General features: G+C 65.9%; 14 protein-coding genes. 5 read left to right on the top strand and 9 right to left on the bottom strand.

Going from position 1 to position 15,439, the window contains the following annotated elements; all coding sequences use genetic code 11:
* Window positions 1–148: 148 nt before the first annotated feature.
* From lpxC to KUW62_RS09810, 5 genes are all read left to right on the top strand, one after another.
* Entirely contained in the window at window positions 149–1,066 is a 918-nt protein-coding gene (gene lpxC, locus KUW62_RS09830; protein WP_224815307.1) for a UDP-3-O-acyl-N-acetylglucosamine deacetylase, read from the top strand.
* A 138-nt stretch (window positions 1,067–1,204) separates the two neighbouring features.
* Window positions 1,205–2,104 carry an outer membrane protein assembly factor BamD gene (locus KUW62_RS09825; RefSeq protein WP_224815306.1) on the top strand — a complete coding sequence of 300 codons (900 nt, stop codon included), beginning with the start codon at window positions 1,205–1,207 and terminating at the stop codon, window positions 2,102–2,104.
* A gap of 40 nt (window positions 2,105–2,144) precedes the next feature.
* A complete protein-coding gene (gene recN / locus KUW62_RS09820) occupies window positions 2,145–3,809 on the top strand; it encodes a DNA repair protein RecN (protein ID WP_224815305.1) in 1,665 nt (554 codons plus the stop codon).
* Between the two features lie 187 nt (window positions 3,810–3,996).
* Entirely contained in the window at window positions 3,997–5,685 is a 1,689-nt protein-coding gene (locus tag KUW62_RS09815; protein ID WP_370632879.1) for a chloride channel protein, read from the top strand.
* Window positions 5,686–5,770: 85 nt separating this feature from the next.
* Window positions 5,771–6,856, top strand: coding sequence for a hypothetical protein (locus KUW62_RS09810; protein WP_224815304.1), 1,086 nt, complete (start codon window positions 5,771–5,773; stop codon window positions 6,854–6,856).
* Between the two features lie 9 nt (window positions 6,857–6,865).
* Here KUW62_RS09810 and KUW62_RS09805 read toward each other — a convergent pair whose 3' ends face one another.
* The 9 genes from KUW62_RS09805 to KUW62_RS09765 form a co-directional block, all read right to left on the bottom strand.
* Window positions 6,866–7,207, bottom strand: a complete 342-nt coding sequence (locus KUW62_RS09805) for a DUF427 domain-containing protein (RefSeq protein ID WP_224815303.1) — start codon at window positions 7,205–7,207, stop codon at window positions 6,866–6,868.
* Between the two features lie 107 nt (window positions 7,208–7,314).
* The gene (locus KUW62_RS09800; RefSeq protein ID WP_224815302.1) at window positions 7,315–9,117 is read right to left on the bottom strand and encodes an aminopeptidase P family protein; all 1,803 of its coding nucleotides are present in this window, start codon (window positions 9,115–9,117) and stop codon (window positions 7,315–7,317) included.
* A 193-nt stretch (window positions 9,118–9,310) separates the two neighbouring features.
* Window positions 9,311–11,191 (bottom strand): cobaltochelatase subunit CobT, encoded by a 1,881-nt coding sequence (cobT, locus tag KUW62_RS09795; protein ID WP_224815301.1) that lies wholly within the window; start codon window positions 11,189–11,191, stop codon window positions 9,311–9,313.
* A gap of 49 nt (window positions 11,192–11,240) precedes the next feature.
* Complete coding sequence (locus KUW62_RS09790; RefSeq protein ID WP_224815300.1) at window positions 11,241–11,915, bottom strand: hypothetical protein; 675 nt, start codon at window positions 11,913–11,915, stop codon at window positions 11,241–11,243.
* Between the two features lie 62 nt (window positions 11,916–11,977).
* Entirely contained in the window at window positions 11,978–12,391 is a 414-nt protein-coding gene (locus KUW62_RS09785) for a hypothetical protein (protein WP_224815299.1), read from the bottom strand.
* A 114-nt stretch (window positions 12,392–12,505) separates the two neighbouring features.
* Window positions 12,506–12,958, bottom strand: coding sequence for a hypothetical protein (locus KUW62_RS09780; RefSeq protein ID WP_224815298.1), 453 nt, complete (start codon window positions 12,956–12,958; stop codon window positions 12,506–12,508).
* Window positions 12,955–13,902: a threonine/serine dehydratase gene (locus tag KUW62_RS09775; protein WP_224815297.1), complete on the bottom strand. Its 948-nt coding sequence runs from the start codon at window positions 13,900–13,902 to the stop codon at window positions 12,955–12,957. Before KUW62_RS09775 ends, KUW62_RS09780 begins: the two co-directional genes overlap by 4 nt.
* A gap of 52 nt (window positions 13,903–13,954) precedes the next feature.
* On the bottom strand, window positions 13,955–14,425 hold the full coding sequence (locus KUW62_RS09770; RefSeq protein ID WP_224815296.1) for a hypothetical protein: 471 nt from the start codon (window positions 14,423–14,425) through the stop codon (window positions 13,955–13,957).
* Window positions 14,426–14,499: 74 nt separating this feature from the next.
* The gene (locus tag KUW62_RS09765; RefSeq protein WP_224815295.1) at window positions 14,500–15,417 is read right to left on the bottom strand and encodes a hypothetical protein; all 918 of its coding nucleotides are present in this window, start codon (window positions 15,415–15,417) and stop codon (window positions 14,500–14,502) included.
* Between the last annotated feature and the right edge of the window lie 22 nt (window positions 15,418–15,439).

Genomic DNA, 15,439 nt, shown 5'->3' with positions numbered 1-15,439 from the left:
GAGTTGCCCCTAGCGGCCCGCCCCGGTACCCCCATATCACGCGGTAAATCTTCCTTAACCCAGTTCGGGTGCGGGATGCGCGGACCCCGGCAGATCGTCCTTTCTCAATGGGTGACGCGGGACAGTGGACAGGAATACGGGCAAGCAGATGCAGGCAACGATCCGAAAACAGGTTGATTTCGTAGGCGTGGGCCTGCATTCGGGCCGCCCGGTGCGCGTCAGCCTGCTTCCACAATCGGCCAATGTCGGGATCTGGTTCCGCCGCTCGGATCTGGACGATGCCGCGATGATCCCCGCCCGCTACGATCTGGTCCCGCAAAGCCGCCTCTGCACCAAGTTGGTGGCTGAAGACGGCACCCAAGTGTCGACCGTCGAACATATCATGGCAGCCCTTGTCGGCTGCGGTATCCACAATGCCCTGGTGGAAGTGGACGGGCCGGAGCTTCCGATCCTCGATGGCTCCGCCGCACCCTTTGTGCGTGGCATCGTGGACGCGGGCATCCAACGGCAATCGGCCCCGATCCATGCCTTTGAAATCCTTGAAACAGTCCGCGTGGAAGATGGCGATGCCTGGGCAGAGTTGAGCCCCGCCGCGGGTCTGGAAATGGATTACACGATCGACTTCGACGACGCCGCGATTGGCCGTCAGCGCCGGGTCGAACGGCTGGCCAACGGACATTTCGTGCGCGAATTGTGCGACAGCCGCACCTTCTGCCGCCGCTCCGACGTCGAAATGATGCACGAAGCGGGCCTCGCCTTGGGCGGCACCTATGACAACGCGGTCGTGGTGGATGGCGACGATGTGTTGAGCCCCGGCGGCTTTCGCCACGCCGATGAGGCCGTGCGCCACAAGATGCTGGATGCACTCGGGGACCTGGCCCTGGCCGGTGCGCCGATCCTCGGCCTCTACACGGGATATCGCGCGGGCCACATGGTCACGAACCAGCTTCTGCGGGCGCTGTTCGCGACGCCGGGCGCGGTGCGCCTGGTGGAATGCACCGACGATCAGGCCGCGCGCCTGCCCGGTGTCGGCGTGAAATCCGCCGATCTGGCTCACGTGGCCTGACACATCCGTGATCTGCGTTAATTCACCCCATCGCACCCAATGGGCGGTTGAGGGATTTTGCCCGCAAAAGGAATGTGCTAGACCCGGGATGAGCACAGGCCCGAAGGGGCCGAACAGTCTGGGTTTGAGGCCATTCGAATGACGCATCCCCGTTTCCGTATCACCGGTGCCGCGCTGGCACTTACGCTTGTCCTGGCGGGATGCGGTGGTGGCGGGGGCCTGTTCGGAGGCGGCGGCGGTGGTGGTTTGTTCGGTGGCGGCGGCTTTTTTGCCGGGCGCGGCAACAACATCCCTCTTGAACAGCTGGACGCGGAAACGATCTATCAGCAGGCCGAAGCGGCGCTGGAACGTGGGGAGGCCGACGACGCCGCCGAATTGTTCATCGAGGTCGAGCGCCTGCACCCCTATTCCGCATGGGCCGAACGCGCGCTTATCATGGCCGCATTCTCCTACCACGAGGATGGCGATTACGAGGCTGCGCGGGTGGCCGCGCAACGCTACCTCGATTTCTATCCCGGCAATGAAGATGCGGCCTATGCCCAATACCTTCTGGCGCTCAGCTACTATGACCAGATCGACCAGGTCGGCCGCGACCAGGGTGTAACCTATCAGGCGTTGCAGGCCCTGCGCGTGGTGATCGAACGCTACCCCGACAGCGAATATACCCAGGATGCGATCCTGCGCTTCGACCTGGCCTTCGACCATCTGGCGGGCAAGGAAATGGAAGTGGGTCGCTATTATCTGCGCCGCGAGCATTACACCTCCGCCATCAACCGTTTCCGCGTCGTCGTGGAGGAGTTTCAGACAACCTCCCACACGCCGGAGGCGCTTTTGCGTCTGGTGGAGGCGTATCTCGCCCTCGGCCTGACAGATGAGGCGCAGACGGCGGGCGCGATCCTCGGATACAACTTCCAGTCCTCACCCTTCTATGACGATGCCTTCCGGCAATTGACCGGGCAGGGCCTGTCGCTAGAGGCCCGTGGCGAGAATTGGTTGCGTGAGGTCTGGCAGCAGACGGTCCGGGGCGACTGGCTGTAATGTGCAAGCGGTGGGGTCCCCCCACCCGACGGGCTGATCCATGCTGCGCCACCTAGATATCCGCGACATGCTTATCATCGACCGGCTGGAATTGGCGTTCCAGCCCGGCCTCAACGTGCTGACCGGAGAGACGGGGGCGGGCAAGAGCATCTTGCTGGATTCCCTCGGCTTCGTCCTTGGATGGCGCGGACGGGCCGATCTGGTCCGCGCGGGGGCGGAGCAGGGCGAGGTGGTCGCGGAATTCGATCTGTCCGGCGACCATCCCGCAATTGCCGTTCTGGAAGGCGCCGGAATTCCCTTCGACGGTGAATTGATCCTGCGCCGCATCAACACGACCGAAGGGCGCAAGACCGCGTGGATCAATGATCGGCGCGTCTCGGGTGAGGTGCTGCGCGCGCTGTCGGACGTGCTGGTGGAGCTGCACGGGCAGCAGGATGATCGCGGGCTTCTTGACCCGAAGAACCACCGCGCGATGCTCGACGATTTCGGCGGATTGCACGGCCAGCGGGCCAAGGTGCAAGCGGCGTGGAAGGACCGCGCGGCGGCAATCAAGGCGCTGGACGCCGCCGAAGCGCGACTGGCGGAGATGCGGGAGGAGGAGGATTTCCTCAGGCACGCAGTGGCGGAATTGGACAAGCTCGCCCCCCAGGCGGGTGAAGAGGCCGAACTGGACGCCAAGCGCCGCCTGATGCAGGGCGCGGAGAAGATGCGCGAGGATGTGGCGCAGGCCATCGCGGCCCTCGGTCTCAACGGGGCCGAAGGCGCGATGTCCGATGCCAGCCGGTGGCTCGACGGGGTGGTGGAACATGCGGAGGGGCGGCTGGAACGCCCGCTCGCCGCTTTGGAACGCGCCATGGTGGAATTGGGAGAAGCGCAGGCCGGTGTCGCCAGCTTCGCGGAACGGCTGGAATTCAACCCCGCAGAGCTGGAGATGGTCGAAGAACGCCTGTTCGCCTTGCGTGGCTTGGCCCGGAAGCACAATATCCTCGCCGACGACCTCGCGGATCTGTCCGAAAAGCTCGGCACGCGGTTGGCGGCGCTGGATGGCGGAGAAGCGGAGATCGCCGATCTGCGGGCGGACCGTGACCGGGCGCAGGCGGCCTATGATGCGGTGGCCGCCAAGCTGACCGAGGCGCGCATCAAAGCCGCCGCGAAGCTGGACCGCGCCATGGCTGCGGAACTGGCCCCCCTGAAGATGGAGCGCGCCGTGTTCGAGACCCGGCGGGAGGAGGCCGCCGCGGGCCCCGACGGGTTGGACGCGATTACCTTCACCGTGGCCACGAACCCCGGCGCGCCTGCCGGGCCGCTCAACCGCATCGCCTCGGGCGGGGAACTCAGCCGGTTTCTCCTGGCGCTCAAGGTCTGCCTGACCGCCGACGCGGCGGGGCTGACGATGATCTTCGATGAGATCGACCGGGGCGTCGGCGGGGCCACGGCAGATGCGGTCGGAAGGCGCTTGCAGCGGCTGGCCGAAGGGGGGCAGGTCCTCGTCGTCACCCATTCGCCCCAAGTCGCGGCCCTTGGCGCGCACCATTGGCGCGTGGCGAAATCGGTGGAGAAGGGCGCGACCTTCAGCCGGGTCATGCCGCTTTCGGCGGAGGAGCGCGTGGACGAGGTCGCGCGCATGGTGGCGGGCGATACGATCACCGATGCGGCCCGCGACGCGGCGCGTGAATTGCTGAAAGGCGCGGTTCCCGTCGCCTGACATTGCGGCCATCACGCCACCCGCGTCCGCTGAAACCCTTGGAAACACTGAATTGAACTCTCCCAGGGTTTCCAAAGCCTTGGCGTTTCTCTACCAATTTCAGTCAACGTGTCAGGGGAAGAGGGACGGCGCGGTACATTCTCTTCCGCCATTGATCCGCTGACCCGCGCAGGAAAGTGAGCCCATCGTGGCCGAGACCCCCCGTGGATACCTCAAAGCCCAGGCGCATCGCGCCCATATGGGCGCGCGCGGGATCTGGTCTCTCCTCCTCGAAAAAGGGCCGAGCCAGTTTCAATTCTGGCTCATTGCGCTTTTCATCGGGATCGCCGCCGGGTTCACGGCCCTGCTGTTCCGCAAGGGGATCTCCTGGCTGCAGGAAACGCTCTATGGGGTGGAGGATGTGCGGATGCTGCATTCCTTCGCCGAAAGCCTGCCGTGGTGGGTGATCCTGATCATTCCCGTGGGCGGGGGCCTTGTCGTGGGCGCGATCTTGCATCACTTCACGCCCGATGCGCGGGTGCGGTCCGTGGCCGATGTGATCGAGGGCGCGGCGCTCAACGAAGGCCGGGTGGAGGAGCGGGAGGGCTTGGCCTCCGCCGCCGCATCGCTGATCACCCTCGGTTCGGGTGGATCTTCGGGCCGGGAGGGGCCGGTCGTCCACCTAGCCGCCGTGATTTCCACCCGCATCTCCAACTGGATCAAGGCGGACGGGATCACCGGGCGCGACCTTCTGGGCTGTGCCGTGGCCGCTGCCGTCAGCGCCTCGTTCAATGCCCCCATCGCCGGGGCGATCTTCGCGCTGGAGGTCGTGCTGCGCCACTTCGCGGTCCATGCCTTCGCGCCCATCGTGATCGCGTCGGCGGCGGGGACCGTCATCAACCGACTGGAATTCGGCGGCGTGACGGAGTTCATGTTGGGTGATGAAGGGATGCTGCGCTTCTATGTCGAACTGCCCGCCTTCCTGATCCTTGGCATCCTCAGCGGGTTGATCGCGGTCCTGTTCATGCGTGGCACGTTCTGGGCCGAGGATGTGGGCACCGCGATCCAGAAACGGATCAACCTGCCGCGCTGGCTGCGCCCTGCGGTGGCCGGGCTGATGCTCGGCGGCATCGCGATCTGGTTCCCCCATATCATCGGGGTCGGGTATGAGACGACGTCAGCCGCCCTGACGGGGGAAATGCTGCTGTGGGAGGCAGTGGTTCTTGCCATCCTCAAGGCCATCGCGGCGGCGATCACGATTGCGGGGCGGATGGGCGGCGGTGTCTTCTCCCCGTCGCTGATGATCGGCGCGATTTTAGGCCTGGCCTTCGGGCTGGTGGCGACGGGCATATTCCCCGATGTCTCGGGATCTGAGACGCTTTACGCGCTGGCGGGTATGGGCGCCGTCGCAGCGGCGGTTCTGGGCGCCCCGATTTCCACCACGCTGATCGTGTTCGAATTGACCGGGGATTGGCAGACCGGGTTGGCGGTGATGGTTGCGGTGTCGATGTCCACCGCCGTGTCCTCCAAACTGGTGGACCGCTCGTTCTTCCTGACCCAGCTGGAGCGGCGCAACATCCACCTTGCCGCCGGGCCGCAGGCATACCTGTTGTCGATGTTCCGGGTCGGCAAGGTCATGCGCCCCATGAGCCACGAGAATTCCGCCCCCGAAGAGGTCATGCTGACGCTGATCGAGCAGGGGATTTTCACCGATACCCAAGCCACGCTGGAAAGCGCCCTGCCGATCTTCGAGCGCACGGGCCTCGACTACGTGCCGGTGGTGCAGCTTTCGCCCCGTGGCGGACCACCGGCGCTGGAAGGGGCGCTGTTCCACGTCGACGCGCTCAAGGCCTATAACCGGGCACTTGCGGCGACGGCGGCGGAAGAACATTCCTGAAGCCTGCAAGAGCGCGGCCATGTTCCCGCACCCGAAACAGAGTTTTTCTTTGCGCCCGCCGCCCGCCATCGCGCATGGTTAAGACATGATGTTTCGTGGACTTCTCCTGAGCGTGTGCCTGGGCCTGATGGCCGGTCCCTCTATGGCCCAAGGGGCCGCCGATCGGTTGCAGACGATCCTCTCGAATGTGCCGGTTGCCGCGCTGGACGGCGGGGAGGGGGCCATTATCGCGGGCTTCGGCAACGGCGACGCCGTGCGCTGGATCGCGGTGCGCGGGGCGCAGGCCGGGGTGAACCCGAACACGCCCAACCGGTTTGCAGCCCTCCGCTCCGCCCCGCCCTTGCAGCAGGCCGTGATTGCCGCCACCCCGGACGAGGCCATCCGGGCCGCCGTGGGCCTGAACCCCGGCGATTGGGTGAATACGTGGGAGGTCGCGCAAGGTGATGTTCGCATCGGCGCGATGGACATCTTCCCCGACAGCGAAATGCGCCTGCGCGGCGCGCTTTTCGTGCGCGGCTTCACCGAGGAGGAACGCGGCGGCGCGCCCGTGATGTGGCAGGGGGAGGCGGACTTGCGCGGCGATCCGGCCCGCGTCGATCCCGCCAACCCCTTCGGCGGAGAGGACGGGCTGCCCATGCGCATGACGTTCCTGGGCGACCGCGCGATCTGGGCGACCGGCTGGGATGCGCTTGATCTTGTCCTGTCGCCATCCGGTGATCGCCTGTCCTCCCGCGCCGATGCGCAATCGGTAATCAACGGGCTTCGCCGCGTGGGCAATCTCGGCGGGCTCGTCTCAGTGCGGTGCTGGCTGCGCAACGGGGCGGATCTGCCGATCCCGGGGGCGGAGCGTGGACCGATCGAAGGATTTGCATTGGCCGATTACGCCAACCGTGAAAGCGAAGGGGCCGCGTTGGTCCTGCACCTCCCCGAACGGACAGACGTGGAGGCCGTGGCCGCAAGCCTGTCGGACGCCTGGCCGATCCTCGCGCTCAACGAACCACCCAGCGATCCGGAATTCAGCGCGGGCGCCGGGTCCATCACCATATCCCTCCGCAGCGATTGGGGGGAGGATGGAGCCGCCGCCAATCAGGCCTATCTCTGGCTACAGGACGTGCTGAATGGCGGGCGGCTCACGCACCTGTTGCGCAATCACCCCGCGATGGGCGGTTGAAGCGCCGGATCAGAGCTTCTCCACCGCGACACGGTCGGCATAGAATGCCAGATGCCCCGCGATCTCTGACACCTGATCGAACGGCTCCTCGTAGCTCCAGGCCGCGTCGACGATGTCCCCATCGGGGCCGGAGACCGTGAAATAGGTTGCCGTGCCCTTGTGGGGGCAGCGCGTCGTGCTGTCGGTCCGCTCAAGGAACGACATGGCGATATCGTCGCGGGGGAAATAGATAACGGGGGGATAGGACCCTTCGGCCAGTTCCAGCGCATTGGTACTTTCGCCCAGAACCGCACCGCTTGCGCGAACCACCCAGGTCCCGGATGCCTTGCGGATCTTGATATGGTCGGCCATGTGCTTGTTCCCCCATTTCCGGTGAATGCGTTGTGTATCCCCTTGGCCCTGATGTGCACAAGGGATGTGTCAGGTTGATGTCAGATGTCTTGCGCGCGGGACCGTGCTCAGATCTCGGTACACGCGGCGTTCAGCCAATCGGCCGTCGCCCCGTGGCCCTGCGCGCGCAGGCGCGGTTCGATCTTGGATCGCACCTCCCCGTGATAGGCGTTGAGCCATGCCCGCTCCTCCGGCCCCAGCATTTCGGGCGCAATCAAACGGCGGTCGATGGGCGCGAATGTCAGGGTCTCGAAAGCCAGCATATCGCGGTGCGGATCGGCACCCTCCGGGGCCTCCACCACGTGAACCAGGTTCTCGATCCGGATGCCGAAGGCACCTTCCCGGTAATAGCCGGGCTCATTGGACAGGATCATGCCCGGTTCCAGTGGCACGGTCCCGCTCCGCGCCAGACGTTGCGGCCCCTCATGCACGCTGAGATAAACGCCCACGCCGTGGCCCGTGCCGTGATCATAGTCGCGTCCGGTGGCCCACAGGGGCGCGCGCGCCAGCGCATCCAGATGCGCGCCCGCAACACCACGGGGGAAACGCGCGCGGTGGATGGCGATCATGCCCTTGAGCACAAGGGTGAAGCATTCCCGCTCCTCCGCGCCGACATCGCCCACGGGCAGGGTCCGCGTGATATCCGTCGTCCCGTCCTCGTATTGCGCGCCGCTGTCGATCAGGAACAATTGCCCCGGCTCGACGCGCGCATTCGTGTCCTCCGTCACACGGTAATGCACGATCGCCCCGTTCGGCCCCGCGCCCGCGATCGTGTCGAAGGAGATATCCTTGAGCGCGCCGGTTTCGGCCCGGAACGCCTCCAATCGCCTGGCCACGTCGATTTCCGTCAGATTGCCCCCGGGTGCGGCCTCCTCGAACCAATGCAGGAAGCGCGCCATGGCCACGCCGTCGCGCAGATGCGCTTCCGTCGTGCCCGCGATCTCTTCCGCCGATTTCCGCGCCTTGGGCAACAAGCAGGGATCGGGGGCCTTGTCGATTTCGATCCCCGCGTCTGACAGGATGTGCGACACCGCCACAGGGGCCGTCGTGGCATCCACACGCACTGGACCGGATAGGGTGGCGAGCGCTGCAGCAAACTCCGCCCAATTGCGTACACTTACCCCGTCATCGAGGTCTAAATCGGCGAATTTCGCGGGGTCGGAGAAGACTTGCACCGACGCGTCGGCACCGATGATTGCGAAGGCCTGCACGACTGGCAGATGGGACAGATCACCGCCGCGAATGTTCAGGAGCCAATTGATCGAATCCGGCAGGCTCAGCACCGCCGCCGCCTGACCGTCCTTTTGCAACAAATCCGCCACATCGGCGCGTTTTTCGGCACTCGACCGGCCCGCGCGCGCCTCCGGATAGGACAGGGCGGGCGCGTCGGGCCGCCCGGGCCGGTCGGTCCAGATCGCGTCCACGGCATTGTCGACCGGGCGCAGGGTGATCTGGTGGGGACCCAGTGCCGCCTCCAGCCGCGCCACCTCTGCGCCGGTATGCAACCACGGATCGAATCCGACCACGCCACCGCCAGGCAGCGCTTCGATCAGCCAATCCTCAAGCTTGACCTCCGGCCAATCCACCGGGGTGAACACATCCGCGATCTGCGCCTTGACCTGCACGCGGTAGCGCCCGTCCACGAACACCCCCGCCACCTCCGGCAGGATCGCCGCGAATCCAGCCGATCCGGTGAACCCCGTCAGCCAGGCCAGCCGCGCATCGCACGGGGCCACGTATTCCCCCTGATGCGCATCCGCGCGCGGCACGAGGAAGCCGGACAGACCTTCGGCACCCAGGTGATCGCGCAATGCCGCCAGCCGCCCTATTCCATCTTCGGGCCGTGTGCTTGCCGTGAATGTCTGGAACATCGTCTTCCCCATATTGCCTGGTCCCCTGGCGCGCCTCGGGCCATCTTTGCTTTCAAAATACCTTCGCCGAAGGCTGCCCGACACCGACTGCCCGGACAACGCCCATGGTCTGCGCCGCCACAAGCTACGGATGCGCGAATTTCACTTCAGGGAAATTCGCGCCCGGCGACGTGCTCCTGCACGGCGCAATCCCTCAGCTGGCGCGTTTCATACCCATCACGCGCGCCCGTGCCCTTGGGTCGGTGTCGAACAGGCTCGCCAATTGCTCGGTGATCGCACCGGCAAGCTGCTCCGCATCCGTGATCGTGACCGCGCGCTCGTAGTAACGGGTCACGTCGTGGCCGATCCCGATGGCCAACAGCTCGACCGCACGGCGCTTCTCCACCATTGCGATCACATCACGCAGGTGTTTTTCAAGGTAATTGGCCGGGTTCACGCTCAGCGTGCTGTCGTCCACCGGCGCACCGTCGGAGATCACCATCAGGATCTTGCGCGCCTCGTGCCGGTTCACCATCCGCCGATGCGCCCATTCCAGCGCCTCGCCGTCGATGTTTTCCTTCAGAAGGCCCTCTTTCATCATCAGGCCCAGATTGTCGCGCACCCGTCGCCACGGCGCGTCGGCGGGTTTGTAGACGATGTGGCGCAGATCGTTCAGGCGCCCGGGCTGTTGCGGGCGACCTTGTCCCAGCCATTCCTCCCGCGCCTTGCCGCCTTTCCAGGCCCGCGTGGTGAAGCCCAGGATTTCCACCTTTACACCGCAGCGTTCCAGCGTGCGCGCCAGAACATCGGCGCAGATCGCGGCAATGGAGATTGGCCGCCCGCGCATGGAACCGGAATTGTCCAGCAGCAGTGTCACGACCGTGTCCCGGAACTCGGTGTCATGCTCGACCTTGAAGCTCAGCGGCGTGGTCGGGTTGGCCACCACGCGCGCCAGGCGTCCGGCGTCGAGGATGCCCTCCTCCCGGTCGAATTCCCATGACCGGTTCTGCTGCGCCTGCAAGCGGCGCTGCAACTTGTTGGCCAGCCGCGACACGGCCCCTTTCAGGGGCTCCAATTGCTGATCGAGATAGGCGCGCAGGCGTTCAAGTTCCTGCGCCTCAGCCAAGTCCTCGGCCAGGATCTCCTCGTCATTCTCGGTGGAGAAGACGACATAGTCGGGATCGGCCTCGGAATGCGGGGCGGGGGGCGGCGGCTCAAGGGGGGCTTCGCCGTCGGGCAGCTCCTGCTCTTCGGCCTCCTCCATGTCGCCGTTGTCGTCCATCTCGACCTGCGCCTGGGAGGCATCTTGCTGCTCCTCCTGCGACCGCTCGGGGGAGGCCTCGGCCTCCTCCTCGTCGTTGTCGTCCTCGCCGGTGCTGTCGGGCTGATCCTCTTCCTGATCCTCGCCCGCATCCTCATCGGCCTGATCGTCGATATCGTCGGGGTCGTCGCCCAGTTGGTCGCCGTAACCCAGATCGTCGATCAGCTGGCGCGCGAACTTGGCGAACCGGGTCTGGTCGTTCAGGACATTCTGCAAGTCTTCCAGCGTGCCGTCGCAGCGATCTTCGATGAAGCCGCGCCACAGCTCCATGACATTGCCCGCCTCAGCCGGCATATCCCGGCCGGTTGCCAGATGACGGATCAGGTAGCCCGCCGCCGTAGCCAGCGCCACATCGGCTCGGTCGCGCACTTCGCCATAGCCCTTGCGCCGGGCCTCATGCCCGATCTTGGCGTCTATGTTGCCCGCCGTGCCCGGCATGTCGCGCGCGCCCATCGCCTCGCACCGGGCGGTTTCCATCGCGTCCATCAGGTCGCGGGCCATGGCACCTTGCGGCGCGTAGCGCGCGGCCGTGCCGGTATCGTGGTACTTGTGACGCAGGGCCAGCGCATCTGCGGTGCCGCGCGCAAGCAGAACCTCGTCACGGGTCATGCGACGGCTGACCTGTGGCAGGCGCACGCTGTCGCCCGACAGACCCGGCGGATCGACGGTATAGGTGACGGCCAGGTCCGGATCGTCGGCCATCACGCGGGTCGCTTCGGCCAGCGCCTTCTTGAACGGATCGGCAGGATTGTCTGACGGATTGAACTTGCTCATGGCAATCTATGTGGACCGACCGGCGGGGGAGGGCAAGGGGAGCGCGCGCCTATTGCGGTTCGGCGGCCCACCACGCCTCAGCCGCGTCCGTGCAGGGTTGCGGCAAGGCCATCGTCCATGTCCAATCCGCAAGGGCGATGTGCTGCGGCGCGATCCGCCCGCTTTCATCGGCCTCGTAGATCGTCTGATCGGTTTCGGGATCGGGCCGGTCGGCCAGGATGTTCCATTCCCCGGTGCGGAAATCGACGTTGCACCCGAACCCGCCCCCCATCGCGCGGTCATAGGTGGAAAAGCTGCGCCCGGCGACGATGAAGCCATCGCCGTCATGGAGGATAGTGAGCGCCTGTGTCCACGGGCTGCGCCCCACGCCGATCTGTTCTTCCAACAGGCGAAGCGCGCCGTTTGCGGCCCCTTCCAAGGACGGCGACATGCCGAACATCGGCCCGTTGAAAGCCACGTCGCGCACGACCGCCAGAACCCGTTGCTCATCGAAGGCGCGCCGGTCGGAGATGATGATGAGATCGGCGGTATCGGGCTCCACCTCCGATGTCAGAAGCAAGGCGGTCTCGCACCCGTTCAGCGCTTCCACGAGGTCGACGCATAACGTGTCGATGACACGGGGCAACACCGACGCTTCGCCCTCGCTCAGCTCCTGGGCGAGGGCGGGGCCCGAAAGCGATGGGACGAGGAGGCCCAGACAGAACGTGACGGCGCGCAGCAGCATCAGCACAATCCCTTCAATAAAGAAGCGAAGTCTCCTCCAGAGGCCCGCCCCGATCCAGTTCTTCAGCCCAACCCGAAGCGGTCCGCGCAGACCTGAACGGCCATCACCAATTCCCGCCCGTCATCGGCAAGATATGGCGTGCCGTCGCCCACCAGATGCGGATAGAAGCTGGTCCGTGCCACGCTTTCGGCGTGGGGCAAGAACCCCTCAGCCCGCGCGGCGATGTCGGGCAGACGCGCGTCGCCGCCCGCTTCCAGGATCAACGGGACGGGCAGTCCCGCAATGGGCAGGGCATCGTCGCGCCCCGCAAGGTCCGCCGCGAATTCGTAGGCATGTCCGTAAGCCTGCAAGACCGCCCCGCAATGGAGCGCCAGGTCCTGCCCGCCGTCATCGGGCCAATTGAGTGGAGAGGCCCCCGCCATGGGGGTCGAGACGGCCACGGCAAACGCCGCGGCCAGAAGCCGGTCGTGTCGCATGATATTCCCCTTCAAGACGTGTCTGGGGCTGGATCATGGATGCGCCCGGCCCTCGCTCGGAAAGGGTAGCACCGGGTTCCGGCGCACCCAAATCACGATTGTTGAAAAATCGTGTCAGCCCGCGGGTTCCTGCAACGCCTCGAAGATCGCATTGCAGAAATCGAGCCGCCCGAATATCGCCTCGTCAAACGGCGCATCCGTGGCCGCGGCTGTCGCGTCCATGTGGAGGAGATAGATTTCCGTCGCAGCGTCGATAGGCGGCAGCAACACGTCGAACACGCCCTCCGTATCGCCGCCCTCCGGGACTTCGGCGGCGACCCATAACATGCCGCCGACACCCGCCATGTAGCCTTCACGGTCCCGGAAGCCCTGCGCGAGTTCGCTCGTCTCGTCCGTCTCCAGAACGAAGGCCAGCGACCTGTAAAGCCCCGCGCAGTTCAGCAGGTCCGGCAGGTTGTCGACGTGATCGACGGCATCGAAAACCGGTAGAAGATCGGCGTCCAATGCCTCGGTCTGCGCCGTTGCGGGCACGGACAGCAGGAGGAGCGCGGCGAAGATCCCCCTCATGGTGCGAACCATCCCGGCACTTCGTTGCCGCCGCAAATCACGACGCAGACCCGTTCGTCCGGCGCGGGCACATAGGCGCCAGACGTCAGGGCGGCCATGGCCACGGCGGCGCCCGGCTCCCCGATCAGGCGCGTTGTCTCCCACAACATCCGGGCCGCGGCGAAGGTGGCGTCATCGTCCACGAGAATCGCTTCATCCACGAAATGACGGATCACCTCGTAGGATTGCACACCCAGCCGTGGCCCGCCGAGCGATCCCGCGGCGATTCCGCTTGGGCTTGCGTCGATCTCCGGCCCCTCGCGCAGGGAGCGTTCGAGCGTGTTTGTCGTCTCCGTCTCCACCGAGACGACCTTGATCCGATCCCGGCACCAGGCCGCGACGCCGCCGATCAGCCCGCCGCCGCCAGTGGACACGATGATCGTATCTACGCCGTCCATCTGCGCCTCGATCTCGCGCGCCAGGGTGCCTTGGCCCGTCAGCGTCGGGATCGTGTCGTAGGGATGCACGGACAAGGCGCCGGTTTTCTCGGCGAAGGCGGCATATTCGGCCATGCAATCGGCGACGGAGCCATCGGTCAGCACCACCTCCGCACCGAAATCCCGCATCCGGCGCAGCTTTTCGTCCTTGGCGATCAGCCTGGGCACGAAGATGCGGCTGGCATGGCCCAACGTGCTGGCCGCATGGGCAACTGCCGCGCCATGGTTCCCGCCCGATGCCGCGACGACGCCCACATCGGGAACTTCGCGGGTCAGCATGTTGAAGAACGCGCCGCGCACTTTGAAGGAGCCAGTGACTTGCGTGTGTTCCAGTTTCAGCGTGACGGGCGCGGCCCCCATCGTGTCCTTTGGCAAGGACAGGATCGGCGTGGCGCGGATATGCGGCGCGATCAGGGGGGCGGCGGCGGCGATTGCGTCTGGCGTCGGGTCGGGCGTGGGATGCGTCATGGCGCGACGATGGACCGGGCCGCGGGGCGGGTCAATGTGCGGCTCCGGCGCGCTACAGCCCGGCGCAGGGATCGGGGGGCGCTTCCGGGGCCGGGCGGCCTTCGATCCGGCGCGCGATCTCCTGGCTGCGGCGCCAGATGCCAAGCGTGTTGCCGGGCAAGCCCACGGCCCCCAGCACCGCCCCTTCCGCGGCCCCGCGGACGCGGCTCTCGGCGTACTGACCGGCGCGGCACTCCGCCTCTGCCGCCGTCTGCGGAATCGTGGGGATGTTCGGCACCCCGGGAAGATCACTCAGCGCGACGCCGGGCGCGATTTCCTGGTTCAATTGCGCGTTCAGATCCGGTGCCCGGATGTCGGCCACGATCTGCCCACGCATCGGGCAATCCAGCAATGTGCCATCGGCCTCCGCCCCCACGACGCGGCAGACCTCTCCGCCCGCAAGGGTGACGGTCTGGCCGGGGGAATAGCTTGGCTGACAGGCGCAGAGCGCAAGAAGGGGCAGGGCGACGGCGGCATATCTCATGGCGTTCCCATTAGGCCAGATGACAGCCCCGGCAGTCGAGGGGAAAACGGCACCGACGCACCCCCATGGGCCGGTCAATCCGCCGGGTCACAGATGATCGCAACGCTGCCGTCGATGGGACGGCAGGTCAACGTGCTGTTCTCGTTGCGAAAAACAAAGATGTCCGATCCTTCGATCCGCTCCCCGGAATAGGGCGTTCCTTGTCCCAAAACCTCCAGGTTGCTCATCACAAGGCCCGCGTAATAGGCGGCGAAGGGTCCCTGGGGCGCGGCCTCCAGCCTGGTAATCACGTCCTGCACCTCTGCGACCGAGAGGTCCGTCACGTGTTGCGGATTGGGCAGAAGCAGACCGGTTGCGATCCGCCTTGCCCCATCGGGGTCGTCTATGCCGCGAAGATCGCCGAGCATCAGGTCGGGTCGCCCCGCGATTGCGCGCAAAAGCGCCTCGATATCATCGGCGTAATCACCGGCCGCCAAAACGTCTTCCACGGAAAGGATGGCGCGCTCCAAACGCTGCCTGCGCTCTGCGTCGAACGGGTGGGGGTCGAGTTCCGCGCGCAAGGGCGTCGGCGCAGAAGAGGCCGAGCGCTCCGGCAGAGCGCCCCGGTCGATCGCCGCCTCCAGAACGCGCCGGCTGCGGATCAGGTTCTGACAATCCGCTTGCCTCTGGCGCAGGATCGTCAGGAACGGCTCAGGCGGATCGCGAAGCGGCTCTCCCCCACGCAAAAGAACGTCCACGGCAATGCTGTTTTCCGGCGCGCGTGCCTCGATCCATCCGGTGATCAGGTCCAGGTCGACGCCCGTCTCCTCCGCGAGGCTTTCGCGTGTGACGGGGCCGTCCATCGTCTCCTCCACCTCTCCGCGAAGCAAACACGCCGCCCCGTACCAGGCGATGTCGATGCGCAATTCTTCCAGGCTTTCGGCGGGGCGCTCATAGGGTTGTGCAAAGGTCGTCGTGGCAGGCAGGCAAAGGAAAACGGTGACGGCAAGCAAGCGCGCGCTTTTCCCCCGTCCG

The sequence above is a fragment of the Hasllibacter sp. MH4015 genome (assembly GCF_020177575.1).
GTDB lineage: Bacteria > Pseudomonadota > Alphaproteobacteria > Rhodobacterales > Rhodobacteraceae > Gymnodinialimonas.
This window is presented reverse-complemented; position numbering and strand designations above follow the sequence as displayed.